The sequence below is a fragment of the Lysinibacillus sp. NPDC097279 genome (assembly GCF_044761745.1).
In the GTDB taxonomy this organism is placed as follows: Bacteria; Bacillota; Bacilli; order Bacillales_A; family Planococcaceae; genus Lysinibacillus.
The window spans coordinates 1790820-1817602 of the sequence record NZ_JBIWDA010000001.1 but is presented as its reverse complement, the minus strand read 5'-3'; the positions used below and the strand labels follow the sequence as shown (position 1 = coordinate 1817602).

The 26783-nt window shown below is 36.2% G+C and carries 25 protein-coding genes, 1 other RNA gene and 1 pseudogene; 26 read left to right on the top strand and 1 reads right to left on the bottom strand.

Going from position 1 to position 26783, the window contains the following annotated elements:
- Positions 1 to 8 precede the first annotated feature (8 nt).
- From ACIQ1H_RS09155 to ACIQ1H_RS09105, 11 genes are all read left to right on the top strand, one after another.
- Positions 9 to 287 carry an early set domain-containing protein gene (locus tag ACIQ1H_RS09155; protein ID WP_402888224.1) on the top strand — a complete coding sequence of 93 codons (279 nt, stop codon included), beginning with the start codon at positions 9 to 11 and terminating at the stop codon, positions 285 to 287.
- 49 nt (positions 288 to 336) lie between these two features.
- The gene (locus ACIQ1H_RS09150) at positions 337 to 1503 is read left to right on the top strand and encodes a siphovirus ReqiPepy6 Gp37-like family protein (protein ID WP_402888222.1); all 1167 of its coding nucleotides are present in this window, start codon (positions 337 to 339) and stop codon (positions 1501 to 1503) included.
- A 65-nt stretch (positions 1504 to 1568) separates the two neighbouring features.
- Positions 1569 to 2009 (top strand): hypothetical protein, encoded by a 441-nt coding sequence (locus ACIQ1H_RS09145; protein WP_402888220.1) that lies wholly within the window; start codon positions 1569 to 1571, stop codon positions 2007 to 2009.
- A 55-nt stretch (positions 2010 to 2064) separates the two neighbouring features.
- On the top strand, positions 2065 to 2469 hold the full coding sequence (locus tag ACIQ1H_RS09140; protein ID WP_402888218.1) for a phage holin family protein: 405 nt from the start codon (positions 2065 to 2067) through the stop codon (positions 2467 to 2469).
- On the top strand, positions 2466 to 3128 hold the full coding sequence (locus ACIQ1H_RS09135) for a M15 family metallopeptidase (protein WP_402888216.1): 663 nt from the start codon (positions 2466 to 2468) through the stop codon (positions 3126 to 3128). Before ACIQ1H_RS09140 ends, ACIQ1H_RS09135 begins: the two co-directional genes overlap by 4 nt.
- Positions 3129 to 3214: 86 nt before the next feature.
- On the top strand, positions 3215 to 4588 hold the full coding sequence (locus ACIQ1H_RS09130) for an SIR2 family NAD-dependent protein deacylase (protein WP_402888214.1): 1374 nt from the start codon (positions 3215 to 3217) through the stop codon (positions 4586 to 4588).
- A 162-nt stretch (positions 4589 to 4750) separates the two neighbouring features.
- Entirely contained in the window at positions 4751 to 4972 is a 222-nt protein-coding gene (locus ACIQ1H_RS09125; protein WP_402888581.1) for a transcriptional regulator, read from the top strand.
- Complete coding sequence (locus tag ACIQ1H_RS09120) at positions 4969 to 5325, top strand: YhjD family protein (RefSeq protein ID WP_402888212.1); 357 nt, start codon at positions 4969 to 4971, stop codon at positions 5323 to 5325. The genes ACIQ1H_RS09125 and ACIQ1H_RS09120 overlap by 4 nt, the downstream gene beginning before the upstream one ends.
- 75 nt (positions 5326 to 5400) lie before the next feature.
- Entirely contained in the window at positions 5401 to 6294 is an 894-nt protein-coding gene (locus tag ACIQ1H_RS09115; protein WP_402888211.1) for an ATP-dependent DNA ligase, read from the top strand.
- Between the two features lie 238 nt (positions 6295 to 6532).
- Positions 6533 to 7996 carry a hypothetical protein gene (locus ACIQ1H_RS09110; RefSeq protein ID WP_402888209.1) on the top strand — a complete coding sequence of 488 codons (1464 nt, stop codon included), beginning with the start codon at positions 6533 to 6535 and terminating at the stop codon, positions 7994 to 7996.
- Positions 7996 to 8514, top strand: coding sequence for a hypothetical protein (locus ACIQ1H_RS09105; RefSeq protein WP_402888207.1), 519 nt, complete (start codon positions 7996 to 7998; stop codon positions 8512 to 8514). Before ACIQ1H_RS09110 ends, ACIQ1H_RS09105 begins: the two co-directional genes overlap by 1 nt.
- A gap of 119 nt (positions 8515 to 8633) precedes the next feature.
- Here ACIQ1H_RS09105 and ACIQ1H_RS09100 read toward each other — a convergent pair whose 3' ends face one another.
- Complete coding sequence (locus ACIQ1H_RS09100) at positions 8634 to 9593, bottom strand: SHOCT domain-containing protein (protein ID WP_402888205.1); 960 nt, start codon at positions 9591 to 9593, stop codon at positions 8634 to 8636.
- A gap of 424 nt (positions 9594 to 10017) precedes the next feature.
- On the opposite strand from ACIQ1H_RS09100, the pseudogene ACIQ1H_RS09095 reads away from it, so the two are divergent.
- The 15 genes and pseudogenes from ACIQ1H_RS09095 to eutC form a co-directional block, all read left to right on the top strand.
- Positions 10018 to 10476: pseudogene (locus tag ACIQ1H_RS09095) on the top strand (Zn-binding domain-containing protein); the annotation flags it as partial.
- Positions 10477 to 11225: 749 nt separating this feature from the next.
- Entirely contained in the window at positions 11226 to 12473 is a 1248-nt protein-coding gene (locus ACIQ1H_RS09090) for a ribonuclease H-like domain-containing protein (protein WP_402888203.1), read from the top strand.
- Between the two features lie 121 nt (positions 12474 to 12594).
- Positions 12595 to 12894 (top strand): cell division regulator GpsB, encoded by a 300-nt coding sequence (gene gpsB, locus ACIQ1H_RS09085; RefSeq protein WP_172770968.1) that lies wholly within the window; start codon positions 12595 to 12597, stop codon positions 12892 to 12894.
- Positions 12895 to 12953: 59 nt separating this feature from the next.
- Positions 12954 to 13332: RNase P RNA component class B (gene rnpB, locus ACIQ1H_RS09080), an RNA gene on the top strand.
- A gap of 282 nt (positions 13333 to 13614) precedes the next feature.
- Complete coding sequence (locus ACIQ1H_RS09075; RefSeq protein WP_402888202.1) at positions 13615 to 15354, top strand: sensor domain-containing protein; 1740 nt, start codon at positions 13615 to 13617, stop codon at positions 15352 to 15354.
- Between the two features lie 3 nt (positions 15355 to 15357).
- On the top strand, positions 15358 to 16494 hold the full coding sequence (locus tag ACIQ1H_RS09070) for a THUMP domain-containing class I SAM-dependent RNA methyltransferase (protein WP_172770970.1): 1137 nt from the start codon (positions 15358 to 15360) through the stop codon (positions 16492 to 16494).
- An 84-nt stretch (positions 16495 to 16578) separates the two neighbouring features.
- Positions 16579 to 18486 (top strand): ATP-dependent DNA helicase, encoded by a 1908-nt coding sequence (locus ACIQ1H_RS09065; RefSeq protein ID WP_402888200.1) that lies wholly within the window; start codon positions 16579 to 16581, stop codon positions 18484 to 18486.
- A 255-nt stretch (positions 18487 to 18741) separates the two neighbouring features.
- Entirely contained in the window at positions 18742 to 20172 is a 1431-nt protein-coding gene (locus ACIQ1H_RS09060; protein WP_402888198.1) for a sensor histidine kinase, read from the top strand.
- Positions 20165 to 20743: an ANTAR domain-containing response regulator gene (locus ACIQ1H_RS09055; protein ID WP_402888197.1), complete on the top strand. Its 579-nt coding sequence runs from the start codon at positions 20165 to 20167 to the stop codon at positions 20741 to 20743. Before ACIQ1H_RS09060 ends, ACIQ1H_RS09055 begins: the two co-directional genes overlap by 8 nt.
- A 79-nt stretch (positions 20744 to 20822) precedes the next feature.
- On the top strand, positions 20823 to 22067 hold the full coding sequence (gene eutH / locus ACIQ1H_RS09050; protein ID WP_172770972.1) for an ethanolamine utilization protein EutH: 1245 nt from the start codon (positions 20823 to 20825) through the stop codon (positions 22065 to 22067).
- A 19-nt stretch (positions 22068 to 22086) separates the two neighbouring features.
- Positions 22087 to 22428: an ethanolamine utilization microcompartment protein EutS gene (eutS, locus tag ACIQ1H_RS09045; RefSeq protein WP_172770973.1), complete on the top strand. Its 342-nt coding sequence runs from the start codon at positions 22087 to 22089 to the stop codon at positions 22426 to 22428.
- A 10-nt stretch (positions 22429 to 22438) separates the two neighbouring features.
- The gene (locus tag ACIQ1H_RS09040; RefSeq protein ID WP_337981634.1) at positions 22439 to 22936 is read left to right on the top strand and encodes a EutP/PduV family microcompartment system protein; all 498 of its coding nucleotides are present in this window, start codon (positions 22439 to 22441) and stop codon (positions 22934 to 22936) included.
- Between the two features lie 21 nt (positions 22937 to 22957).
- Positions 22958 to 24382, top strand: a complete 1425-nt coding sequence (locus tag ACIQ1H_RS09035) for an ethanolamine ammonia-lyase reactivating factor EutA (RefSeq protein ID WP_402888194.1) — start codon at positions 22958 to 22960, stop codon at positions 24380 to 24382.
- 5 nt (positions 24383 to 24387) lie between these two features.
- Positions 24388 to 25758 carry an ethanolamine ammonia-lyase subunit EutB gene (locus ACIQ1H_RS09030; protein WP_402888192.1) on the top strand — a complete coding sequence of 457 codons (1371 nt, stop codon included), beginning with the start codon at positions 24388 to 24390 and terminating at the stop codon, positions 25756 to 25758.
- A 9-nt stretch (positions 25759 to 25767) separates the two neighbouring features.
- A complete protein-coding gene (gene eutC, locus ACIQ1H_RS09025; protein WP_402888190.1) occupies positions 25768 to 26781 on the top strand; it encodes an ethanolamine ammonia-lyase subunit EutC in 1014 nt (337 codons plus the stop codon).
- Positions 26782 to 26783: the final 2 nt, after the last annotated feature.

Here is a 26783-nt window from a genome sequence, read left to right as displayed (position 1 = left end):
ATTTTTAAATGAGTTTATCTAAAAGATCTTATGAATCGGGCTACTATAGAGAAAGAAATATAGAAGGTATTCATACATTTCAAAAAGGTCAACAATTTGAAATAACGAATTGTCAATCTAAATCAGTTAAAGGAATTTGGGAGATTACAAATGAATGCGATTTAAAAGGTATGTACTATTGTAATCGTGTTTTAAAAAATGGGAAACTCTCGAAAAGTTTTGCAAGAAAAGATTTTAGGGTGTTTGGTTTACACGAGATATACAATGCTTTATCGGAAAAGGATTAAATTTTTTACCCTCCACATTATCTGTGGAGGGCTTTTATTATGAAAGAAGGTGAACAGCATTAAAAATTTACCATTACGTATTATCGATTTCAATTTTAATCTTATATGCGAAATTGACCAGTATAGCAGTTTGCAACTGACTCGCTCAGATGCAGATATTGGCTTGTTAGAATTGCAAATAAATCGATACTTGCTACATGTGGACAAATTACAAAAAGGACATATAATTTTCCCTAGTAATCATTTGCATAAAGCTTTTATTATTAGACATCGTGAAATTGAGTTAGATGAGGATGGAAAAGCTACTGAAAACTGGCTCGTTAAGGCACAGTCTCTTAAAAGCTTTGCTACACAAAGGCTCATATACCCTGCAACGGGTAAAACTCATGAATCAATCACAGGTAACGTTGAAACTGTTATGAGGCATTTTGTAAATACTCAGATGATTAATCCATCTGATTCAAAAAGAAAATTCCCGAACCTTGTGCTGGCTGCGAACCAAAACAGAGGTGTTACTGTCTCAGAGCAATCACGATATGACAATTTAGCTGAAAAGCTTACTGAATTATCACAACTTCACAATTTAGGTTGGAACATCGTTCTTAGCATTAATGCTAAACAATTTGTTTTTACGATTAGTCAAGGACGCGATTTAACTGCATCACAGCAGAATACACCTTCTGCTATTTTCAGTACTGAATTTGAAACACTTGAATCCTTGTCGTACCTAGAAAGTGATTTAGAGTACAAGAACTTTGCTGTTGTTGCTGGTCAAGGAGAGGGGCTAGACAGGCGAATCGTGACAATCGGCGATTCACAAGGTCGTGATCGCTTCGAAATGTTTGTTGATGCAAGGGATATATCGGAAGAAACAGAAGGTGAGACACCCCAACCACGCCCAGTTGATGATATTGTTGCAGATTTGACTAAACGAGGGAATGAAAAGCTATCCGAGCACATACAAGAAGTGTTTATGGAAGGTCAAGCACTCACATCATCAAGACTTATGTACGAGCGTGATTATGATTTAGGAGATACAGTCACATTGCAAGATAGAGGCTGGGGCGTAATGATGGATACACGTATTACAGCTATCAAAGAGATTTACGAGTACGGTAAGCAAAAGGTTGAATTGACGTTTGATAAAGACCGACCTACTTTCATGAGTAAAATTAAAAAAGAAATTTCTGCAATAAATCCAGAATTAAAGAAGTAGCAAACTTTTTTGCAGGAAATACCTTCCTTTTGTCGAAATATAGCAGATGAAAGGTGGTAGGGATTTTGGAAATTTTAAAACTGAATATAGATGTATTTATGGATTTACTTAAACCCATAGGTGTATGTATATTATTGTATGGTTTAGTAGGGTTATATTTTAAATCTGAAACTGTAACTTTCGAAAGAATATTAGCCTTATTCAAAGTAATATTTTATCTTTTTCTTGCTATACTAACAGCTTTATTAAATGTTAATGATGATTTAGAAGTTAAATTTATGATTCCAACTGAACTGACAATTGGACAATTACTATTAATAACTTTATCTTTGCTTGAAGCTGGTTCTAATTTAGTAACTATGCTTAGTTTGCCGAAATCAGAATTTCATTTAGTTAAAAGGGAACAGTTTAATGAAGAAAAGCAAAGAACTTTGGACGAGTTTTCTAAAATTAGAATTAGATTAGCAGAGCTTGAAGCAGAGAATGAAAAACTCAAAAATATTTAAAAGGATGCGCATTTAAAGCGTGTCCTTTTTTCTATGGGAAAAAGGAAGTGTTGTAATGGAAAAATGGATAGCAGTAATTAGCGGATTAATTGGTACAGTCGTTTCCTATTCTGTAGACGGTTTAGGCATGGCAGTGACAGTATTAATCGGATTTATGGCAATTGATTATGCTACTGGCATTATGAGTGGCGTGGTTAATCAAAACTTAAACAGCCGTATTGGTTTTAATGGTATCATTCGAAAAATTTATTACTTAATGTTAGTGGGTTCAGTGTATTTACTAGCCCTAGTGATACCAGGTATCGAGTACGCAGGGGATGGTGCAGCCATTGCATTTTGTGTACTCGAATTTATTTCTATCACAGAAAATGGTACTAAAATGGGCTTACCTACACCAGAGTTCATCAATAATATTTTATCGATTGTTAAGGATAAAACAGGAGAAGGTGAAACGAAATGAGTACAAACGTAACAACTACATGTCGAGATTTAGCTGAACTATTACCAGTGGCTCAGACAGCCTGTAGATTACTCTTTCAAGAGAGCTATAAAGCAGGCATTAAGAACATCTTCATCACTGAAACATATCGCTCGCAAGAACGGCAAAATTACCTGTATGCACAAGGTAGAACACGACCAGGACAGATAGTTACTTGGACGCTAAACAGTAACCATAAATCAAGGCTAGCATGGGATATTGCTGTTGGTCCTCCACAGTCATTATATGATGTGACTACTCTTAATCGAGTAGGGGCTATTGCACGAAAGCTAGGCATTACTTGGGGCGGTGATTGGATAGGAAGTATTGACCGACCGCATTTTGAAGTTAAACCAACTTGGTTAATGCCTAAAGGCTATAAATTAGAAGGACAAGTAACCGTTCCGACTAATAGTAAAGGCCAAGTACAATTAATTGTGGAAGACAAGAAGGAGGAAATTAAAGTGACAAACTGGAATCCAGGTTCACCAGCTATGAAAACTGAAACAGAAAATTTTATTGCGCAGGCTATTAAGGATGGTGTTATTCAAGCTTCCCATTTAAAGGATTTGCAAAATGGTATGATGACTACTGATCGTTTGTTAGGACTGTATATTACTATTCAACAAAGACGAAGATGATGAAGAACCAAGATAGTACCTAGCTATCTTGGTCTTTTTTGTTTTATATGAGATAATAAGTAAAATTTATAGTAGGTGGTGTCTATTTGTCAAAATCAATCACTAGAGAAGTTGTATTTGAAAAACTTTTTAAATCATTTAACTATGGTAATTTAGGTATGTTTATTGGAGCTGGGTTCTCTAAAGCTGTAATTGATGATGGTTGGTATAAAGCGTTAGGTTGGTTTGAATTAATAAAAACGGCAAGTGATACTTATGGTTTGGATTTTCCAAACGATGAAAAATTAGTAGGGGTTTCTCTGCCAGAACTTGCAACAAAAATGTGTGAAAAATTATCAATAAAAGAAGGTATAAGTTATGAGAAAGCAAAATTTTTATTCAAGCAAGAGATTTGTCAACTTTCAACATGGTTACCACAAGAAGAGAAATTAGAATCTTATAGAGAAATATTTGATATATTAGATCCTAATTGGATAATCACCACTAACTATGATTTAGTTATTGAGTCTATTCTAACTGGGAAATGTAAGAGTATAAACCCTTTGAATTATCTTACAGCACCTAAAGGAGTAAAGCCGATTTATCATCTTCATGGTACACGTATGGACCCAGAATCCATCATTATTACTCAAGAAGACTACATACCTTTATTTAGACCGAATGAATATAGGCAGACTAAATTAGCTATGACAATTAGGGAATCAACGACTCTTGTTTTAGGTTATAGTTTAGGTGATATGAATGTGTTATCATCGCTAGATTGGTCGAAAAATGTTTACACAGTAGAAGATGAATTTCCGTATGATATAATACAAGTTCTTTGGACTAAATCACCTAAAAATGATCCTTATTACGATGTTAACGGTAATATTGTTATTGAAACCAACAATATCGATGATTTTTTAAATGAGTTGTGCTTAAAAATTGTTGAAAAACAGTTTGAGTATGACATGGACATGAAAAAATTACGAAAAATCATAGAGCAATTAGAAAATGGTAATGGTGATATGAAGAAAAGATTTATAGAGGATAACCAAAGCTTTAGAGTATCGATGGTTAAACTTTTGTCAAAATTTGAACACCAATTGATTACACCATACATTCAATTTCTATCTGAATGTATAGGAGAAGTCTGGAGTGAGTCCTCTAAGAATGGAGCTTTTGATGAGTACGATAAATATCTTAAAATTTTATTAGATATTATTATTAATTATGACTTTAAACAAATGCCTCCAAGGTTATTCCGAATAGTTTCAGAAGCTTTAGACAAAGTCATGTATTATGTGAGTGACACTAGAGATAAAATAAAGGGTGATTCTTGGAAGGCAACAAACACTTGGCATGATAGATATACGCAAATACCTGAAGATATGGTACAACAGTTATCTTCATACGCTAAACAAAGTGGTTTAGGTTGTTTAAATCGAAAGTTAAAGAACATAAGCGCTGTTCCAAAATAAGTTTTTTAATAATTTTTCTAAAACATATCAGGCTCAAGTTAGTTGAGTATCCGGGTATGTTTTTTATTTACAAGAAATTCCTTGAATTCCCTACTATCAAAATGGAACAAATGTACGTATAATAAATACAAACAAACGTTCTAAATGGAGGAGTGGGCAATGATGAAAGAACAACTGGTAAAAGCGATGCAACGGTATCAAGTTGTAAACATGATGTATTTAGCAAAGGATGGTTCCATAACGAAAAGACGAGTAAATGTCATTAAAATTGTTGGTGATTCATTTCAAGCTTACTGTTTTACAAGACAGGCAAAGCGTACTTTCGTGATTGATAGCGTATTAGCAGTTGTTCCACTCATTCACAAGGAGCGTTCAGTTGTATGATAAGTTTTGAGCAAAGGCGGCTCCTTCATAAATATGTAGTTTATGATATGGCAGTTCAGACATTGCAGCGCGATTACAAAGTGATTGAAAACCTTAAAATGAGTAAAGTATACTTACCAATACTCGATAAGCTTCTAGATGATATATCCCAAGAATGTTACAACTCTAAGAGGCTGTTGGTAAAAGATAAAATAAGAGTGGTGCGGTGGGAGAAGACTAATGAATATTTTAGTGACTTAATTGTTGCCACAGCTGGAGAGGATTTAATCTTAACCTATGCAAATATGGCTTTGAAAACACAGGTGGAAAAGTTGTTGAATCAACATTTATATAAAGATGAGGTTAAAAACTAGTTACCTCTAATTCCTTGATTTACATGTATTTTTACCTAGTGTGACATGAGATAATGGTTACAAGGGGGAATAGAAATGTTATTTACTCCAATAAAACCAATGTTACTTCAAATGGGTAACAATAATGAAATTATAGATAATCCAGATTGGATTTACGATATAAAATGGGATGGTTGGCGCATCCTTTTGCATAAACAAGGAAATAGAGTTGAAGCATATACACGTCACGGAAATAATGTAACAGCAAAATTTCCTGAACTTCAAGAAGTAGGTCAATCAATTCAAACACATACAGCAATTATTGATTGTGAAGGCGTAGTGTTACGAAATGGTGTATCTGTATTCGATGACTTTGCATACAGGGGTAGGCTTTATAACGCAAGTAAAATTGAGCAGGCAACGTTTGATTATCCAGCAACTTTTATTGCATTCGATGTTTTAGCTACTGATAAGCCACATCTACAACAACCATTAGTACAGCGTAAGGAAATATTATCTTCAATTATTGCACCTTCAAATAACGTACTTGTCACACCTTCAATTACAGGCAACGGCAACAATATCTTTCAGATAACAAAAGATAAAGGGATGGAAGGTATTGTTGGAAAACGAAGCAATTCCACATACAAAATCAATCATCGATCAAATGATTGGTTAAAATTTAAGCATTTTAAAATTACTGATACAGTTATCTTAGGCTATAAAGAAAATCCTTTTACGATGTTAGTAGGAACTCAATTAAGTAATGGTAAATTTAAACCACTGGCAAATGTAGAGTTTGGATTTAAACCAGAAGAAAAAAAGGTGTTCAGAGAAATAGCAAAACAAATTGTAACAAAAGTAGAACGTGACATGTTGTGGCTTGAACCAAGATTGCATTGTAATGTTCAATATCTAGAAAGAACAGTATCTGGTTCATTAAGAATTGTATCGTTTAAAGGGTTTAACTTTAATAAAGTTTCAATATAACTTTACATTATGCATCATGTCTTATTCTAAAAAGTTATTTTTTAGTATATTAAATAAATGACCAGGACTCTTTATTAATGGAGTGTCTGGTTTTTTTGTTTACTCATCAAGAAGTTCATATTTATATTTAGGCTTTATCCCAAATATATGAATTAATAATCAAATATTTAGTTTATATTCCTTATTTATCTATAATATGGTAAATTTGTTTTGTTATTATATATTTAAGGAGGGAATCATGCGTAAGTTACCTTTAGTTATTATATTTTTTATGGTTTGTTCTATAATTTCACCAACTTTAGCTTTGGGAGCCGCTAAACCTTATGACCAAGAAGAATTAATGCAATATCCGGGCTATGGTAAAGCAATGTATGAAACGATCGTTGAGGAAACGACATTTATAACTGGACAATATACGGACAATAAAGAGTATGTAAATAAATCAATTGACCAAATACGTGACTACGGAAAGTTTTGGTGGAATGAACAAAACTGGGAGAGCGAATCTTGGACATATGACAGGTTTAAAGAAATGGTTGCAAAGCCTGCAGGTTATTTACTAACTGTAGGTGATTGGGTTAAAAAACTTTTTACAGATTATGATGAAAGTGAAAATGCAGTAGATTATGAGGATTTTTATAACCCATATGTGTATGTAAGTAATGAGTATTTAATAGCTCGGCCAGGTTATCAAATACATGTTGAAATACCAGATGCAGGTTCTTATACTCCAGGTATGATACAGCCATATTTGTATTATTTTAATGGTGACCAATATCAAACGGCTGTAAATTTAGGAGGCACTAAAACCTATAAAACGGGTCCAATTGTCAATGCGGGTTTTGATGCTGTAAAAGCTTTTAAGGACCGTATTAAAGCGAATAATAAAACTGTTACTGGGATGTTGTCACTTTTAGTGGAAATGAATGTGGTTGTGACTATAAAAGAGGTTAAAACAGATTCTGTAATACAACTGCCTTCGGGTGGAGGTAATGGCAATGTTACTAAAATGCGTGATTTTATAGATAAAAATGGCGTTGGAAATGTAGCTACACCTCAACCTAGACCATATTTATCGTGTCCTAACGGTACGAAAATAGAAATGTCTATATCGGGCAGTACGTTTTTAGGTATTGACGGTAAAGTAATGATTGTCAATAAAGACGGTACTGCACAGGTAGATAGTGCAATTTGTAATCTTGGTTGGGACAAGCCACCTATAAAATACATCGAAGATCGTGCAGCTATACAAACACCAGATGGAAAGTGGCAAGATGCGGAGACTGGTGAAACGGTTACCAATAGCGATAAAGATGGAGATGACGAATTAGAGCAAGACTGCAAAGAGCTGGCTTCAAATATGGAAGTTGATTCAAATCTGTGTAAAGGTGAGCCTTATTTTGGTCGGAAATTAGAGTATATGTTTGGTAACGCAACAGGTAATAGGCATAATATAGAACGTTCAATTGCTATGGAACTCCAATTAAATAGTATCGGGATTTTTGATGATGCTACCGGTAGGAAACTTGTTCTTGATAACTTATCTGAAGCTTTTGAAGATCCTTTAAGTATACTAAAGGTACAAGATAATGGCAGAATAGTTAGAGAGTCTATACTTTTGGGCCCAAATGGTGTATTAAAAGTAGAATCTGTTTGGGATGAGGAAAGGTTGATAACAATTCTGCTTTATGGAGGAAGATAATGAAAATAGTAAATGAATTTAATAATTATGTGCTGTACGAATATGATTCAAAGTCAATACTTGAAGAAAATATTGATGTTAATCAAAGTATACTAATTAATGATGATTGTTTGGAGAAAAGAAAATTTTACGGATTAAGTGATAAATCAACAGATTGTCTTATCATTGGTCTTTTTGGAGAGTTACATGGGATTGATCCTTCAGCACTGTTTATTGATTCCGTAAATTGCATATTAATAAATATCGATAAAAGAATTTATTGTATTGAATTAGATAGCAAAGAAGTAAAATGGATGAAGGAATTAGATTCAATTGTCTATGAAATGAAGAAAGTACCTGATTTTTCTTTTATCGCTATATGTGAGTTAGGAGTTATTAGATTTACTTATGCAGGAGAAAAACTATGGGAATATACTTCAGATGTAATTACAGATTTTGAGCTTAATAGTAATTCCTTAAGTATTTTTACTGATGAAGGAGATTATTCTATAAGTTTAGATAAAGGAAGTTTAGTTTGATTATTAATTTATGATAACCTTGCTGTATACCTGATGTATCAGCAGCAAGAATCAAATTATAGAAATGACTAATATCTTAATAGAAAGAAAACCACTTTCATGAGTGGTTTTCGTCGTTTTTATATACCTAAAAGCTGTTTCTTTTTAGCGTCGAACTCATCCTGAGTTAAAATTCCTTCATCTAATAGCTGTTTGAATTTTATTATCTCATCTGCTGCGCTTGGTTGGACTTCCATCACTGTTTGAGAAACGACTTCCTCACCTTCAGCAACTATTAACATTGAAAGCTTTTCTAAGACCTTCTTGTCACATTTAATTACGAGAGCTACTTTTTCGCCATTTAGCCTTTTTAGATAAAGTGTAGCTACAGACTTATCTTTGCCGATATTCGCCCCCATAGCTCCTGCAATAGCTCCTGCATTACCAAATGTACTACCTATTAAGGACCATCCTGCGATGTCAAAAGCGCTCTTTTGAACGTTTTCCACTCGTTCCCATTTTATTAAGCGAAATACTTCAGGTGTGTTATGGTAATCAACACTTATTTCAACTTCACCTTGTTTGTTTTGAGATAATTTAAAAATACTACCTTTGTCTTTTAACTGTTCTTTACCATTAAGGATATCAATAGTCGTTTTAATTGGCTTCATGACCTGAACAACTTTTCTTTCTTCGCTATCCATTTGAATTTCAGGAAGAATTCCTAATTTGTCTTGGATAGCTTGGGTGAAAACCTTCCCAGTGTCATTCTGAGCGATGCTTAATTCAATTACTTCTTTGTTAAATTGGAACTGTATCTCTACTGTGTTAAATTTCTTTATAGCAATTTGCTTCGTAATTTCCTCATAATTATAGGCTATCAGTTTCTTTTGTTTATCCGTTGTTATTAATCTTTCTGAAGTCAGGACAACTAAATATTCTTTTAAAGCTATTTTGCCTCGAACGGCAACGCCTGCACTTTCTATAATTTCATCAATGTTTATATGCTCAGCTATTAGTCCGATTTCCTTTTTAAGGTTAGTTAAAGTCATCCATCCGTTGGGCTTTAAATATTCTTTTATTTGATCAATTGCGTACATCAAATACCCACCTTTCATGATTATTCCATTGAATAAACTATACCACTATTTACAGATGTTAGGGTAAATAAACGGACAGAATAAAGGGCAACAAACTATAAAAAGGCAACAAATAGCAATGATTTAAAGCGCTAAAGTGGGTAAACAAAGACAACGAGGGTAAACAGTCATTGTTGCCGTTTCTGTGATACATAAACCCTTCGGTTAAAAGGACTGCTTATATAAGTAAACAAAGTAAACAATTAATATCTATTGAATGTATTTATATAATATAGGTGTATATAGCATATATAATATATACCTAATACGCCTAATTCACATATACTATATACATGAGTAAAACTTTGTTGCCTCAGTTGTTATGAGGTGGAATGTACAGATGGTGACTTATCCATATTTTCAAGTGATTTTACTTAAGTTAAATAAAATCCGCTTTGGAACGCATGATAACATTGGCTCTGGTCCCATTCACCTCCCACCAGATGAAATGCATACAAGTTCGTCGTGGCTATCGTTTTTAGCGCCTGATAAATGGACCGAAGAAGATTTGACCGAGGCTATGACGGGAGCTGCCTATGCAATGAATGCCTTTATCCCATTATTTATTCAATGTGATAGTAGTGATGTCGCAGTAGTGCCGCAAGTGAAGGCAACACACAACGAACAACCAACATTTTTTGTCTATGATAAGTATCCAGGTGGTATTGGTTTAAGTGATAAGGTTTATGATTTGTGGGAGGACTTAGTGATGAAGGCTCAGCAACATATTACAGCATGTCCTTGTAAATCTGGTTGTCCATCTTGTATCGGTCCACAAGAATCAATCATTGATTCAAAAAGTAAAGTTGTCAAACTTCTCCATTTGCTGAACGACAATTATTAGTTTGAAGAATTTTATAAAAAAGATTTTATAATTAAGTACTGAACATTCTACAAAGGCGTATGCCAAAACTTTGTAGAATGTTTTTTGTTGTTCATATTAAAAGAAATAATATTGTAGATGGTGCAAACGGGGGAATTCAACTGCCACGGCACAAATGGCAAAAGTACTCGTTTTAGCATACAACTGAACATTAGGTGGGACGAGCTTTTTCAAAGATGTAGCAACTGCGTATTGGAGCTGTCATTATATCGCTGTCTCTGAACATAAAAGGTTGGGATTAGAGGATGGTAGTTTTCCAGTGACACGGGCATAATTTTTTTGTATACACGGATTGTGAAATGAAGCAATAACATAAAAAGCACATCCTCTCTTTTTACAAAAAGAAGAGGATGTGCTTTACTATTTAGAAAGATACTATATTTCTAGATTCTTTATATAGTAATAGCTAAAGAGTTGTCATTACTTTCTTGAAAGTTCACTTTTAAATAATTCAATTTTTAAATATCTTATGTGTAAAATAAGTACCTCTTAGTTTTAACACATATAAATGGATGCGTTATAATTGTAGTGTATGATGGGAGAGGTAGGGATAAATCCTACATTCATCAATAGAATGTCATAGTGTTGTGCTAAAAGACGTGGTATAAAGGCCGTCCAATATTTTTAATTTTAAAATTTAGTATACAGAAGATAAAAGTGAGGAACTACGAGTATTAAAAAAACTTACAGGCAGAAAATGAGTGAAGTTAATGTCTTACGAAAATAAAATACTACAAATGAAAAAAATGCTCGGAAAAAAAGTAGAAAAACAGGTAGCTACTGAAGAACCAGCTTTTCAAAAGCCGAATGCTCCTAACTATACTGAGCAGTGGCAAAAGGCTGGACTCACGCGCATTGATAATGACTTTGGTATCGTTTTTAAACGACAGGTGCATTATCCATTTCATTATCAGCACGGTCACTATCAATTGCAGTCATTTTTTGATGCCCTCACAAAATGGCAAAGTGCTGATTTTGAACATCCCTATGCACTAGATTTGGATGAAAAAGTGCTGTTTTTTGATACGGAGACGACTGGTTTAAAAGGTGTTGGGACACAAATCTTTCTTCTAGGCTTTTTAGAACTAACAGATCATGATTTTGTCTTAACGCAATATGTTTTAGCAGATCCTGCTCATGAAGCAGCCATGTTATTTGAATCAAGACTTTGGCAAAAAACAGCAACGATAATTACGTATAATGGTAAAAGCTTCGATTGGCCACAACTTGAAACAAGATGGACGCTCAACCAGAAAGTATTACCGAAATTACGGACACAACGACAAATTGATTTACTGCATAGCTCTAAGCGATTATGGAAAAATGATATGGAGCGCATGAAATTAAAATCAGTAGAAGAGGAGAAGCTTGGCTTTTCGCGTTTGGGCGATATTCCTGGCTACTTAGCACCAATAATTTACCTTGATGCTGTGAAAAGCGGTGTGCCTGATGCGCTGATGAAGGTTCTTGTTCATAATGAATGGGATTTGCTGTCGCTTATTACCTTGTATGTTCATTCTACTAACTTATTGTTTGAAGAGGCGAGTGATGAATCAGCCAATACTTATACCAATATTGGGAAATGGTATGCTGATTTAAAGAAAAGCCCTCAAAGTGTTAACGTTTTAGAAAAGGTCACGGTCCAATTTGATGCACGAGAAGCAGGCAATGCCCAATTTTATTTGGCAATCCAACTTAAAAAAAATAAGCAATTCAACGAAGCAATCGATGCTTTTGTGGCTTCACTCCACTTTATAGAGCCACGTAAAAAGTTGCAGGCGTTAGAACAATTAGCTATGATCTATGAGCATCAAATGAAAGATTACAAGCAGGCCCTTAATTATACATTAGAAGGTATACAATTGATTACTTCGACTGAGGAATGGCGAATGGAACAAAAGCAAAAATGGGCAATTTCTTGGGAAAAGAGAATGCACAGATTAGGAAATAAGCAATAATTTCCCGGGTAAGCGCAAGAAACGACAAGTTTAGCCTTACAATTGATGGTTACAGACGATATAATGTTATGAAATATGCTATAATGAATTCGTGTATGTAGTGCGAGGAAGGGCGATGTGAATGGACATTAAATTAACTTCAAAAATGATTCTTGAAAAGGAATTTAAGAAAAACTTTAAAGGCTATAATGTAGAAGAGGTCGATTCTTTTCTTGATGAAATCATTCAAGATTATGAATCGTTTGAAAAAGTTGTTGCTCAATTGAAAGAAGAGAATAGACAGCTAAAAGAAGAAATAGAAAATACGCCAAAGAGACAACCGCAGCCAGCCGTATCAGCAGCAGGTACAACCAACTTTGATATTCTCAAACGACTTTCAAATTTAGAAAAACATGTATTTGGTAGCAAGCTTTACGAATAATTTTTATCATATACATTGTATTTATCATAAAACTCTAGTATAATCTTCGTATCATCATGAAATTCGAGTAATCGCTGCGACGCTAGACGTCGTAGAGGAAAGTCCATGCTCACACGGTTCTGCGATGGCCGTAGTGTTCGTGCTTACTGAAAAAATAAGGTAAGGCAGCTTAAAGCTGACGGCGGAAGGAAGACCTAAGTCTTTTTGATATGGTTGACACTTCCTGAAAGTGCCACAGTGACGAAGCTTGTTTGGAAACATACAAGGTGGAACGAGGTAAACCCCACGAGTGAGAAACCCAAATTATGGTAGGGGCACTCTCTTGAAGGAATTGAACGGATAGAGGGACAGAGTTCGCTCTGTAGATAGATGATTACTGCCCGGTCGTACGAGGCGCAAGCTGTTTGAGTACTCGGGAACAAAACATGGCTTATTGAATTTTTTGATGCTTAACTACGAAATAACAAGCGCTCTCCAATTCGGTGGAGAGCTTTTCTTTTGAACTAATTAAAGTTGTATCTATTACTTATGATGTCTAGTCATGCGCGATATACGCCTGAGGTTAGGCTAACACCATGTTGGCCGCGCCTCTGTCGATACGCTTCAAAGTCATAACATCACCGTTATCGTATGGACGCGACATACATACCTACGCAAAAAAGTAGGAACGCGCTTTTCTAAAAATAAGGGTAGTATCGATAGATAGGATGGAGCGGAAACATGGGCGGAGTAATTAATAATCTGGAGAAGATTAATTCGATTTCTAAATACCCCACTTCCTTACTGAAGAAAATTTTTGAAAATGTATCTGAAGGCATTATGATTACGGATAAACATAAGAAAATAGAGATGGTTAATCCAGCATTTGAATTCGTTACAGGCTATAAACGCGATGAAGTGATAGGAAAAACGCCCGCGGTGTTGCAGTCAGGTGTACATGAGTTATCCTTCTATTTGACAATGTGGGAAAAGATTCGACAAGAAGGAATATGGCAAGGTGAAATTTGGAATCGTCGTAAAACAGGAGATGTGTATCCTGAATGGTTAACAATTGTTAGCATAACAAATGATGTGGGAGAAATTACAAACTATTGTGGTATTTTCACAGATCTTTCTGAAAGAAAAATAGTAGAAAATGAACTAGAAAAGCGTTTGTTAACAGATTCCTTAACAGATGTATCAAATCGATTTGCTTATATTGAGAGAATGGATAACCTACTAGAATCGTCTTCTACTATTTCTCATTCAGTACAGCATGCTGTCTATTTCCTTGATTTGGATAGATTTAAACAAATAAATGATACGTTAGGTCATGCAGTAGGAGATACAATTCTTGTAGAAGCAGCAAAACGTATTCAAACTTTGCTAAAAAATAAAGATATCATTGCAAGGTACGGCGGAGATGAATTTATTGTTACATTAACGAATGTAAAAAATGTGCGAGAAGCTGCGAAATTTGCTGAGCAAATTATTGGCATTATAGAACAACCGATGAATATAAATGGACAAGATATCTTTATCTCCACGAGTATTGGAATTAGTATGTATCCCGCTGATGGGGTTACATCTGAGCAGCTTATTACTTGTTCAGATAAAGCGATGACCTATTCTAAAAAGAATGGTCTTAATAGCTATTCATTTTATTTTGATGAATTGCAAACTGACAGTCAGCGTGTTCTATTGCTAGATTCAGAGTTACGTAGAGCAATTGAAAATCGCGAATTTGAGCTACATTTCCAACCGAAAATTACTGTGGAAAATGAACATATTCAAGGACTTGAGGCACTTGTTCGCTGGAATAATGAAAGACTTGGATTCGTATCTCCAGCAGAATTTATTCCATATGCTGAGGAAACAGGATTGATCATTCCATTAAGCGAAGTCATCATTGAAATGGCTTGTGAAGCAGCGATCAAATTACAACAATTTGGTCGTAAAATACCGATTGCAATTAATATTTCAAGCATTCATTTTAAGCAGCAAAACTTTTTAGAGTCGATTCAGACAATATTGGAACGATACAACACATCCGCTAACAATTTTGAAATAGAAGTTACAGAGCGCACTGTCATGAATAGTGCTACTGAAACGGTCAGCAAGCTCGTTCGACTAAAACAACTAGGCTTTAAAATTTCGATTGACGATTTTGGTACAGGCTATTCATCACTAAGCTATTTAGTTCGATTCCCACTCGATTGTTTAAAAATTGATCGTAGCTTCATTCAACATATTAGTTCTCTCGATGAAAAACAGGCAGTTGTAGATGCCATTATTCAAATGTCACATCGTCTAAAAATGAAAGTTGTCGCAGAAGGTGTAGAACAAGCGCAACAAGTGGATATACTACGAAAAATGAACTGTGATATTATCCAAGGCTATTATTACAGCAAACCATTACCACTTCCCGAATTGCTGGAGTATATCGAGTTTTGGGAAATTGAACATCAAGGAAGGAAATAATGTATGGCAAATTATAAATTAGTAGCAACGGCTGCAATGGGCTTAGAAGCGATTGTAGCACAAGAAGTACAGGCTCTCGGTTATGAAACGACAGTCGAAAACGGCAAAGTTTATTTTGAAGGTGACGAAACAGCTATTGCACGTACGAACTTATGGCTACGTGTAGCAGATCGAGTGAAAATTGTCGTAGGACAATTCCCAGCAAAGTCTTTTGAGCAGTTGTTTGAAAGTGTAAAGGCTTTACCTTGGGAAAAATATTTACCAGTAGACGCATCATTCCCTGTGTCGGGAAAATCTGTAAAGTCTAAATTATTTAGTGTGCCAGACTGCCAAGCCATTACGAAAAAAGCAATTGTTGAACGCATGAAGCAACATTATAAACGACTTGGCTTTTTAGATGAATCTGGTGCAACTTATAAAATTGAAGTTTCAATTTTAAAAGATGTGGCTACACTTACCATTGATACTTCTGGCGCTGGCCTACATAAACGTGGCTACCGACAAGCTCAAGGGGAAGCACCGTTAAAAGAAACTTTAGCCGCAGCACTTGTTCAAATTTCAAAATGGAATCCGAATCGACCGTTTGTAGATCCATTTTGTGGGTCAGGTACGATTGCGCTAGAAGCAGCGATGTACGGACAAAATATCGCACCAGGCTACAACCGTGAATTTATTTCGGAGAGCTGGCCTTGGATGAAAGCGAAAATTTGGGAAGCGGTTCGAGATGAAGCAGATAGCATAGCCAATTACGATCAACCACTGGAGATAATTGGTTCAGATATTGATCATCGCATGGTAAGCATTGCGCAAGAAAATGCTCTAGAAGCAGGTTTTGGGGACATGATTACGTTCAAACAAATGCAAGCTCGTGATTTTACAACACTGCTTACAGATGGCGTTATGATTGGGAATCCGCCATACGGTGAACGTATTGGTGATGTAGAAGTTGTGGAGCAGGTCATTCGTGATTTAGGACAAGTCATGAAAAACTATCCAACTTGGTCAGTGTACATGCTGTCCTCCATGAAAAACTTTGAAGAATTGTACGGTCGTCAAGCGACGAAAAAACGTAAGTTATTCAATGGTTTTATTGAAACGAATTATTATCAATACTGGGGACAAAAGTCTAAACGAGACTAACTAGAGTAACGGAAGGTGAGATTTTTTCTTATCTTCCGTTTCGTCGCGTATAATAGGAACAGATTGTATGAGGGGGAACGTCAATTGCGTAAATCTTTACCATTTGCATTAACAAAGGATCGCTCATTTTTCGAGTCATTAGGTGACTGGATGGGAGATGTCCTTTATGATGAATTACCAGAAAAAGGATTTGAATGCCGTGATGAGCAAATTTTTATGGCGTATCAAATTGAACAGGCTTTAAAAGAGAAAAATGTATTATTTGCTGAAGCGGGAGTAGGGACAGGGAAAACAATTGCCTATTTACTACCTGCTGTTTCCTATGCACGTTATACAGGTAAACCAGCATTGATAGCCTGTGCAGATGAAACATTAATCGATCAGCTCGTAAAAGAGGGCGGCGATATTTATAAATTACAAAAAACACTTGGTTTAGAAATTGATGTACGTTTAGCAAAATCACGTGATCAATATTTATGCTTAAAGCGTTTCGAGGAAGCCGAAAAAGTCGAAACAGATGAATGGATTGATGATATAGCCTTTTCAATTCCTGACGGTGTATATGCACAAGGCTCGATGATTGCTGTGCAACCATACGGCGACCGCAGTGATTATCCAACGGTTAGTGATGAAGATTGGCACAAGGTCAATTATAACGCCATTATGCAATGCTCTGTATGTGATCTACGTAATCGTTGCGGTCAAACACTTCACCGTGCACATTACCGTAAGTCGACGGATTTAATTATTTGCTCGCAAGACTTTTTAATGGAGCATTTAGCAACAAAAGAGTCGCGTGAACGTGAAGGACAGTTAGCGTTACTTCCAGAAGTATCGATGATGGTTCTAGACGAAGGGCATTTATTAGAATATGCTGCACAGAAAGCGATGACATACAAAGTTCAGGCGAAGACAATTGTTCCACTATTAGAACGTTTAATGGTAGATGGTGTGCGTGAACGAACTTTGTATGCAATGGAAAAATTACAAGATGATCACGAACTATTTTTTGACCAACTTCGTGATGATATTGTAGCTTCTGAGGAAGAACGTAAGCGTATAAATAAATCCGCGGCACTTTTAAAATATGGAAAACAACTTATCCAAGACGTGGAAATACTGCTTGAGGAATTTGTCTTTGAATCAGAAATGTATATGATTCCAGAGTATGAGTTAAATATGGCAGAAGAATATTTGGAGCAATATCAAGCTTCACTTCGCATTTTTACTGCGCAAGGGGATGCTGTTGACTGGCTAGAGGAAACAGATGGCGAGGAAACACTTGTTATTATGCCACGACTTATTACAGAAGTTTTAGAAGAAAAATTATTCTCGAAAAAACTTCCAATCGTATTTTCTTCTGCAACACTATCTGTTAATAAAGATTTCTCATATATTGCTTATAGTCTTGGTATTAATAATTACCAATCCTTCTCAGTACCGTCACCTTTTGATTATGAAGCGGTGATGAAAATCTATTTACATGAACTATCTCAAAATAATAAAACAGCTCGTGTTCAACAACTGCTACGAGATGGGGAAAAGACATTAATATTATTCAAATCTAAACAAGCAATGTTAAACTTTAAGGCAGAATTGCCTATTATGGAACGTATGCTTGTTGCATTTGAAGGGGATCGAGAACTATCTGCAATTGTGCGTGATTTCCAAGAAGGTACTGTGAAAACATTATGTTCCTATCATTTATGGGAAGGTCTAGATTTGCCTGAAGAAGCACTGACTCGTGTCATTATTTATGACTTGCCTTTCCCTCCACACGATCCATTGTTTGATGCTAAACGGACGTTTGCTGAAAATCCGTATGAAGAAGTAGAATTACCATTTATGCAACTGCGTCTACAACAAGGAATGGGACGATTAATTAGAACGTCTAACGATCATGGGGATATTCATATTTTGTTAAATGAAGAAGAAGCTAAGCAACGTGAAACATTTGAAAATATTTTAGCGGTGACACCAGAAATAAAATAAAAAAAAGCGAGTTTGCCATCGAAGCAAACTCGCTTTTTTAAATATATAGAAATAGTAATTTCGACACGATATTAATATAGTGTCGAAAAAAGTGTTGAATATTTCTCTTTTAAACTATATAGTTCTTTGTAATGTGGTGTAATTGATTAAAACATAAAATTTTTCTTCTTGAAAATAATTTTACAAAAGGTTTATAATGATGACAAGAAATTTAAGGAATAGTTACGCTCACTGGTGAGTATTCTATGGTAGGGGGTGGGCCTGTCGAGCATTCAAACATTATGTAGTAGCTATACAAACTTATCAAATAGAGATATTGAGAAGTTAGTAGAGCTTGAAACGACACTATCCTATTATGCTGAATTGACAGATTGCTATATGTTTATAGATTGCTTGGTAGAAAATTTACCACATGCAATCGTCGTAGCAGAGGCATTCCCTACAAAAGAAATTGGTTTATACGAGAAATCAGTAATTGGCAAATTCGTATTTGAAAGCTTTGAACCTGCAGTATTTGCAGCTTTTAAATATAAAGAAAAATCGTCAATTTCTAGAGGTATCACACAAGAAGGTATCACCGTTGAACAAAATGTAGTCCCAGTCTTTAATGACGAAGGACAGGTTATTGCCGTGTTGATTCAAGAAAAAAAGGTTAAAATGCAAACTGCACCAAAGGATGATTTTGCAAATATGCCTTTTGCTTTAATTGAGCATATCGTCGAACCTAATACGCAACCAATTCCTGTTGTGTCTGATTTATTAGTAGAGTCAATTATACTTACGAATCATGAAAATAAAGTAATTTATAGCAATCCAGCGGGCTATCGTTTTATTACGGAGCTTTCAGGGCTAGAGCATTTTGACAATATAGCATTGGACAAAATTTTCCCTTTTTTACAAGAAGTCTATGATAAAGGCGATGATGTCTTTTTCTTAGAAATTACGATTGATCGTAAATCGTTTATAGTAAAAAAAATACCAATACGCAGTCAACATGATAAAGTGACACTTCTTATCATTCATGATCTAACAGAGTTAAAGCTGAAAGAAAATGAACTGATGATGAAGACATTTGCTATTAGAGAAATTCACCATCGTGTGAAAAATAATTTACAAACGGTTACAAGCCTATTGCGATTGCAAATGCGAAATGACTTAGCAGCTTCAAATGCAAGCGCTTTTCAAGAAGCATTAAATCGAATATATAGCATTTCCTCTGTCTATGAGCTTATTTTAGAAAATGAGGATAATGCAGAAGAAAAAGTTGATGTTATCGCTTTGTCTAAAAAGATAGGGCATAAAATGGTTGGAACTACGAATACACCATTTATTCAATTAGTGTTCCATAATGATGAAATTCAGCTATATTGTCATGCGAAAAAAGCTGTTTCTCTCGCTTTAATCATTTGTGAATTGCTACAAAATGCATTAAAGTATGCTTTTATCGATCGCGAGGAAGGGATAATCGATATTCAATTTCTTCAAGATGCATCCTTTATTTCACTTCATATTTCCGACAACGGCGTTGGTATGCAAGAGGTGAAGGCATCCTTTGGAATGGAGATTATTACAAGACTTGTCGAATATGACTTAGCTGGCACATTTACAATTATCCCTAGTGAACAAGGTACACATACTCAAATTCAGTTTCCTGTAAGTGAGGAGGTATTTATCCTAAATGACTAGGAAAGTAATGATTGTCGAAGACGAATCACTTATTGCCATTGATTTGAAATTTATGCTAGAGGATAATGGCTATGAAGTCGTTGCACAAGCAAATAATGGAGAATCAGCGATTGAGCTAGCTTTTACACATATGCCACAGTTGATATTGATGGACATCAAAATGCCAAAGCTAGATGGTTTAAAAGCAAGTAAAATTATAGAACAGCAGTTAGGTATACCAGTCCTTTTTATATCAGCTTACAGCGAAAAAGAATTGTTATTGTACATGAAACAGGATAATATTTTAGGTTATGTTATGAAACCGTTTTCCGAGAAAAATGTCCTGCCAGCGTTGGAAGTGGCATTTCATCAAATTGATAAATTCAATCGGCTAAACGGTGAAATTTTGCATAAACAAAGTGAATTAGATAAGCGGAAATTAATCGAACGAGCGAAAGGCTTACTGATGCAATCAGAAAAACTTAGCGAAGACGAGGCTTATAAAAAAATTCGCAATGAGAGTATGCAAAGTCAGCAGGAAATGGTAACAATCGCAAAACGAATTATTAATACGTTACAAGTGAATAGTTGAAGCAAAGACGCTTAAAGAGATTTTTTCTTTAATGCGTCTTTTTTTCTATATAAAAAAAACAAAAGGGGGGATGAGTAAGATGGCGATGATAGGAACGATAATCGTTTATATTATCATGATTTGTGCCGTTTTAGGTGCAATCGGAGCAATTCGAGATGCGGAGTATGGGATTGGAAAAGAATTTATGAATGGACTCCATACTGTAGGTCACATTTTTGTACCCGCAGCAGGAATCATGGCAGCTATACCTTACTTAACGTGGTTTATTAGTCATTTTATTAGTCCGGTTTTTGAATGGATTGGAGCTGATCCTGCCATAGCCGCGACAACAATTTTAGCGTCGGACATGGGGGGATATCAATTAGCAAATGCCTTGAAGGAATCCTATGAAGGATGGGTGATGGCACTTGTTGTTGGTTTTATGTCAGGTGCAACAATTGTATTCTCCATTCCTATGGGGCTTGCGATGTTAGACAAGCGTGATCATAAATATATGGCATTAGGAATTATGGCGGGCGTATTAACAATTCCGATTGGTGCATTTATTTCATCAATCATGATTGTCATGTTTAACACAGAGGTTCGGGAAGTCATTAGTACTACATCTGCACCGACGTATGTTTTTGCCATTTCTGTTTTACAAATATTACTTAATTTATTGCCTTTATTTATTTTCGTCATCTTAATTGCGTTAGGGCTAAAGCTTATTCCGAATGGCATGATCAAAGGATTTATGATTTTCGGACGTGTAATGGATGCAGCGATTAAGCTTGTACTTGTGTTCTCGATTGTTGAAATTTTTACTGGACTTTTCACAAAGATTTTTGGGGCATGGGGCTTTGACCCGATTATGGCAGATAGTGTAGATCAATTCCGTGCATTAGAAACGGCTGGTTATATCGGCATTATGTTAGCAGGTGCCTTCCCAATGGTGTATTTAATCCGAAAATATGCCTCTAAGCCGCTAGAAACAGCAGGGAAAAAATTAGGTCTCTCATCAGTAGGAAGTGCGGGGATTTTAGCGACAAGCGCAAATATTTTAGCTATGTTTACGCTCGTGCGTCAGATGCCACCAAAAGATAAAGTAATCAATATTGCCTTTGGGGTTTGTTCGGCATTCCTGTTAGGAGATCATTTATCATTTACAGCCAATTTTCAGCCGACAATTATTTTACCTGTAATGGCAGGGAAGCTTTTAGCTGGAATTATTGCCATATTCTTTGCCTATAAGCTATCAGTACCGACAGCCTTGAAATTGGAACAAGATGATCGCAAGGCAGGCATTATTAAAGAGGGAGAGTATTTAACAGATCAAAAGTCTTGATAGAAAGAGGTGATGACGTATGAGTGAAGAAAAGAAACGATTTATTCAGGAATTTGTACCAGGTAAGCAACTTACATTGAGTCATCTCATTGCAAATCCTGATCCTGATATGTTTCAAAAGCTTGGTATTCAAGAAGCGGGTGCACTTGGCATTATGACTTGTACACCGAGTGAAACAGTTATTATTGCTGGGGACATAGCGACAAAGGCAGCAAATGTAAAACTGGGGTTTTTAGATCGTTTTACGGGCAGTCTTGTTATCGTGGGCAGTGTCTCTGAGGTTGAAATGGCGATGTTAGAAATTAATCGTTTTCTTTCAGAAATGCTAGGTTATACGCCATCTAAAATAACGAAGTCATAGGATGTGCCATATGAAAAATCGAGTAATGATAATAGGCGGTGTGCAAGCTGGTAAGTCAACGCTAATGAATGTGCTACTCGGCAAAGATAGCAAAGCTAATAAAACGCAAGCACTCGTTTTTGATGACTGGATTGTTGATACACCTGGAGAATATATAGAAAATCCAATGTATTACAGAAATATTATGGCAACATCGCTTGAAGTGACACATGTAATTTATTTACAAGATGCAACATCTTCAAGAAGTGTTTTTCCACCACAATTTAGCTTAGGCATTCCTAAAATGCAAATTGGTGTTATTACTAAAATTGATGCACCACTTGCTGATATAGAGCGAGCAACAACATTATTAAAAAACGTGATGACACACGGGCCAATCGTCCAAACATCTGCATGGCAAATGCTTGGCATTGAGTATATTGCACCGCTAATTCAGCTCAATTCAGACGAGGAAATTAGGGAATTTGTTAACGAAAGCGATAGTCCCTATCTCATTTATTGTCCGTAGTCACATAGAGGGAGGCATAAGTTGAAAACAGAAAAAATTTTTAGTGCTGGCATTGATATTGGGACAAGTACAACAAAGATGGTTGTTAGTAGTTTTCTGTTAAAAAACGTTGCTGGTGTGACACATGTGCCGCGGATAGAAATAATTGAAAAAACAGTGTTACATCAAAGTCCTATTATTAAAACGCCGTTTGTCAATCATGACATGATCGATATGGAACAGATAGAACAATTTATATTTCAGCAATATGAGCTCGCTCAAATTTCACCTATGGATATATCCACAGGGGCCATCATAATTACGGGTGAATCCGCTACGAAGGAAAATGCCAGTGAGGTTGTCCATGCAATTGCTGACACAGCAGGTCATTTTTTAGTTGCGACTGCAGGGCCAGATTTAGAAGGGATTATTGCCGCCAAAGGTGCAGGTACTGTCCAACTGTCAAAAAACACAGGCAAAGTCATCGCCAATATCGATATTGGTGGGGGTACGGCTAATATCGCGGTTATGCAGTATGGTGAAGTCATTGGCACATGTACATTGCATGTTGGTGGTAGATTAATTGAATTTCATCATGGCAAGATCCTTTCCATTTCACCACCCATTAAGAAGCTCATGGAGAACTGGCCAAATCCATTACAGCTAGGGGATTCGGCAGACGATGCTCGCGTTGCGTTGCTTATTCAAGAAATGGTGTGCTTCTTAGCTAAAACATTGAGTGGGCAAGAAATTGATGCCGAGCATCCATTGTTATTAGGTCATGTGCCAAATTGGCAAAAGCCAGTCGAGGCTATCGTCTTTTCAGGTGGAGTAGCTTCCTGTATTTATCATGATGATTGCTCACAGCGTCAGTATGATGATATCGGTGAAAAACTAGCAAGTATGCTGTTACAGCACAAGCAATTACAAACATTTCTATGGCTACAGCCACAAGAAACTGCAAGAGCAACTGTGACGGGTGCGGGTATGCAAACAACTGAAATTAGTGGTGCGACCATTCAAGTAGATGCCGATGTATTGCCGTTAAAAAATGTTCCAGTATTTAATTGTCATATGAATTCTGCAGCAAAAGCGTTCGACCATATGGTAAAGACGGCAGTGGAAAGAGCAGATGCACTCTTTTCGATAGAGGACAATCACTCTCCATTTGCCCTTTATTTTAGTGAGTTACCTTACTTAAGCTTTCAGGATGTCCATACATTATGCGAGGCCATTTTACAGCACTTAGGAACAAGAAGCAGCAAAGGCCTACCAATTATCATAGTCATTCAGTCAGATTATGCAAAGGTCATAGGGCAAACGATACAAGCGCTTAATTCGACCGTTCCTATACTATGCATCGATCAAATTAAAGTAGAAACAGGTGATTATATTGACATTGGGGAAGTGCTACCTTCTGGTGTTGTCCCTGTTGTTGTCAAAACACTAGCTTTCCACTCAAAGTAAGGAGGATGAATGTGAATCTATCGGTGATATTTGGTGGAGAAAAATATAATTTTCATTCATTAAAAGACGTAATGGCTAAGGCCAATGAAGAAAAATCAGGCGATCGGTTAGCTGGTATAGCTGCCGAATCAGTACAACAACGCATTGCAGCAAAAGCTGTGCTAAGTGAATTACTAGTCAAGGATATACGAGAGAATCCTTTAGTTCCTCCAGAAAATGATGAGGTCACACGCATTATTGAAGGGGATATCAATGAGCAAATTTACGGAGAAATAAAAAATTGGAGCATTGAGCAGCTTAGAGAATACATTTTATCAAATAATACAGGCGATCGAGAGTTAAAGCGTTTAAGCAAAGGCATGAATTCAGAAATTATTGCAGCTGTCACGAAGCTCATGTCTAACTTGGATTTGGTTCATGCGGCTAATAAAGTAGAAATCCTTTCAACGTGCAATATTACGATTGGGCAAAAGGGGACGCTTTCCTCAAGGCTACAGCCCAATCATCCAACAGATAATATTGACGGCATTATCGCCTCTTTAAAAGAGGGATTGTCCTATGGAATAGGCGATGCCGTTATTGGTATTAACCCTGTAGACGATTCGGTCGAAAGTGTTAAAAAAGTTTTACATGCGACAAAAGAATTTATCAATGAGTGGTCGATCCCTACACAAAACTGTGTATTGGCACATATTACAACTCAAATGAAGGCCATCAAGCAAGGGGCCCCAGCAGATATGATTTTCCAAAGTATTGCTGGTACTGAAATTGCCAACCGCTCGTTTGGTATTTCTGCAGACTTAATTCGAGAAGCAGAGGAGCTTGTGAAAAAACAAGGAACGGGAACGGGACCGAATTTATTTTACTTTGAAACAGGGCAAGGCTCGGAGCTTTCGGCCGAAGCGCATATGGGCATAGACCAAGTAACACTTGAATCACGCAATTATGGATTCGCAAGACATTTTAATCCGTATATTGTCAACACCGTTGTTGGTTTTATCGGCCCAGAGTATTTATATAACAATAAACAAGTTATTCGGGCAGGGCTCGAAGATCACTTTATGGGTAAAATGCACGGCATTCCAATGGGGGTTGATATTTGTTACACAAATCATATAAAGGCAGACCAAAATGATGTGGAAGATTTAAGCGTGTTACTAACCGCAGCAGGTGTGAACTTTATTATTGCAGCGCCGATGGGAGACGATATTATGCTGAACTACCAGTCAATGAGTTTCCATGATGTTGCAACATTACTTCAAACATTTGGTAAAAAACCGGCGCCTGAGTATTTAGTTTGGTTAGAAAAAATGGGCATTTACGAAGATGGTCGACTTTCAGCTAGAGCTGGCGATTTATCGATATTTGAAAGGTAGGTGAAACCATTGAATGAGCAGTTAGTATCCATGATTACTAAGCTTGTTATGGAGAAAATGAATAACGATTCATCAAACGATGCATCTGAACAACAAGAGACGCCTACGGTTGGACAGAAAGAACCACTTATTAAGTTTTATGAGACAACCGCTAATCGTTTTGAAGAACAATCGAATCCAATGACAACATCAGATCAACCGATGATTAAGCTTTATCAACAAGCATCCTCTACACAAAAGTCGCACAGTGCAACGATTGTAGAGCATTCTTCAACAGGGGAACCTTCTAAAGCATTTCAATTTGAAGAGGAAAATCAATCGGAAAGTGTACAAGCGGCAAAAAAACATACACCTGCCAGAATTGGTGTAGGTAGAGCGGGAACAAGACCAAAAACAAAAACTTGGTTAAAGTTCCGCCTTGATCATGCAGCAGCAGTTGATGCCGTATATGGTGAAGTGACAGAAGAGCTATTACAAAAATTGAATGTCTTTCAAGTTACAACACGAGTAACAGATAAAGAAGAATATATTACGCGACCAGATTTAGGTCGTCGCTTATCGGATGAATCGAAAGCACTTATTCAATCATCTTGCAAAGCACGGCCAACAGTACAAATCATTATTTCTAACGGCTTAAGTGCAAGTGCGATAGAAGAAAATGTGCAAGATGTTTATTTAGCATTACAGCAAAGTCTTAGCAATTTAAATATTGAAATAGGCACCACTTTTTATATTGATAAAGGGCGTGTTGCCCTCATGGATGAAATTGGCGAACTATTGCAAGCAGAGGTCATTGTTTACCTTATTGGGGAACGCCCTGGCCTTGTATCAGCAGAGTCAATGAGTGCGTATTTATGTTATCAGCCGAGAATAGGTACGGTAGAAGCGGATCGAATGGTTATTTCAAACATTCATAAAGGTGGTATTCCGCCTCTTGAGGCAGGTGCCTATTTAGGTACAGTCGTTCAAAAAATATTGCAATACAAGGCAAGCGGCGTAAATCTTGTCGCTAAAGAAGGTTAGGG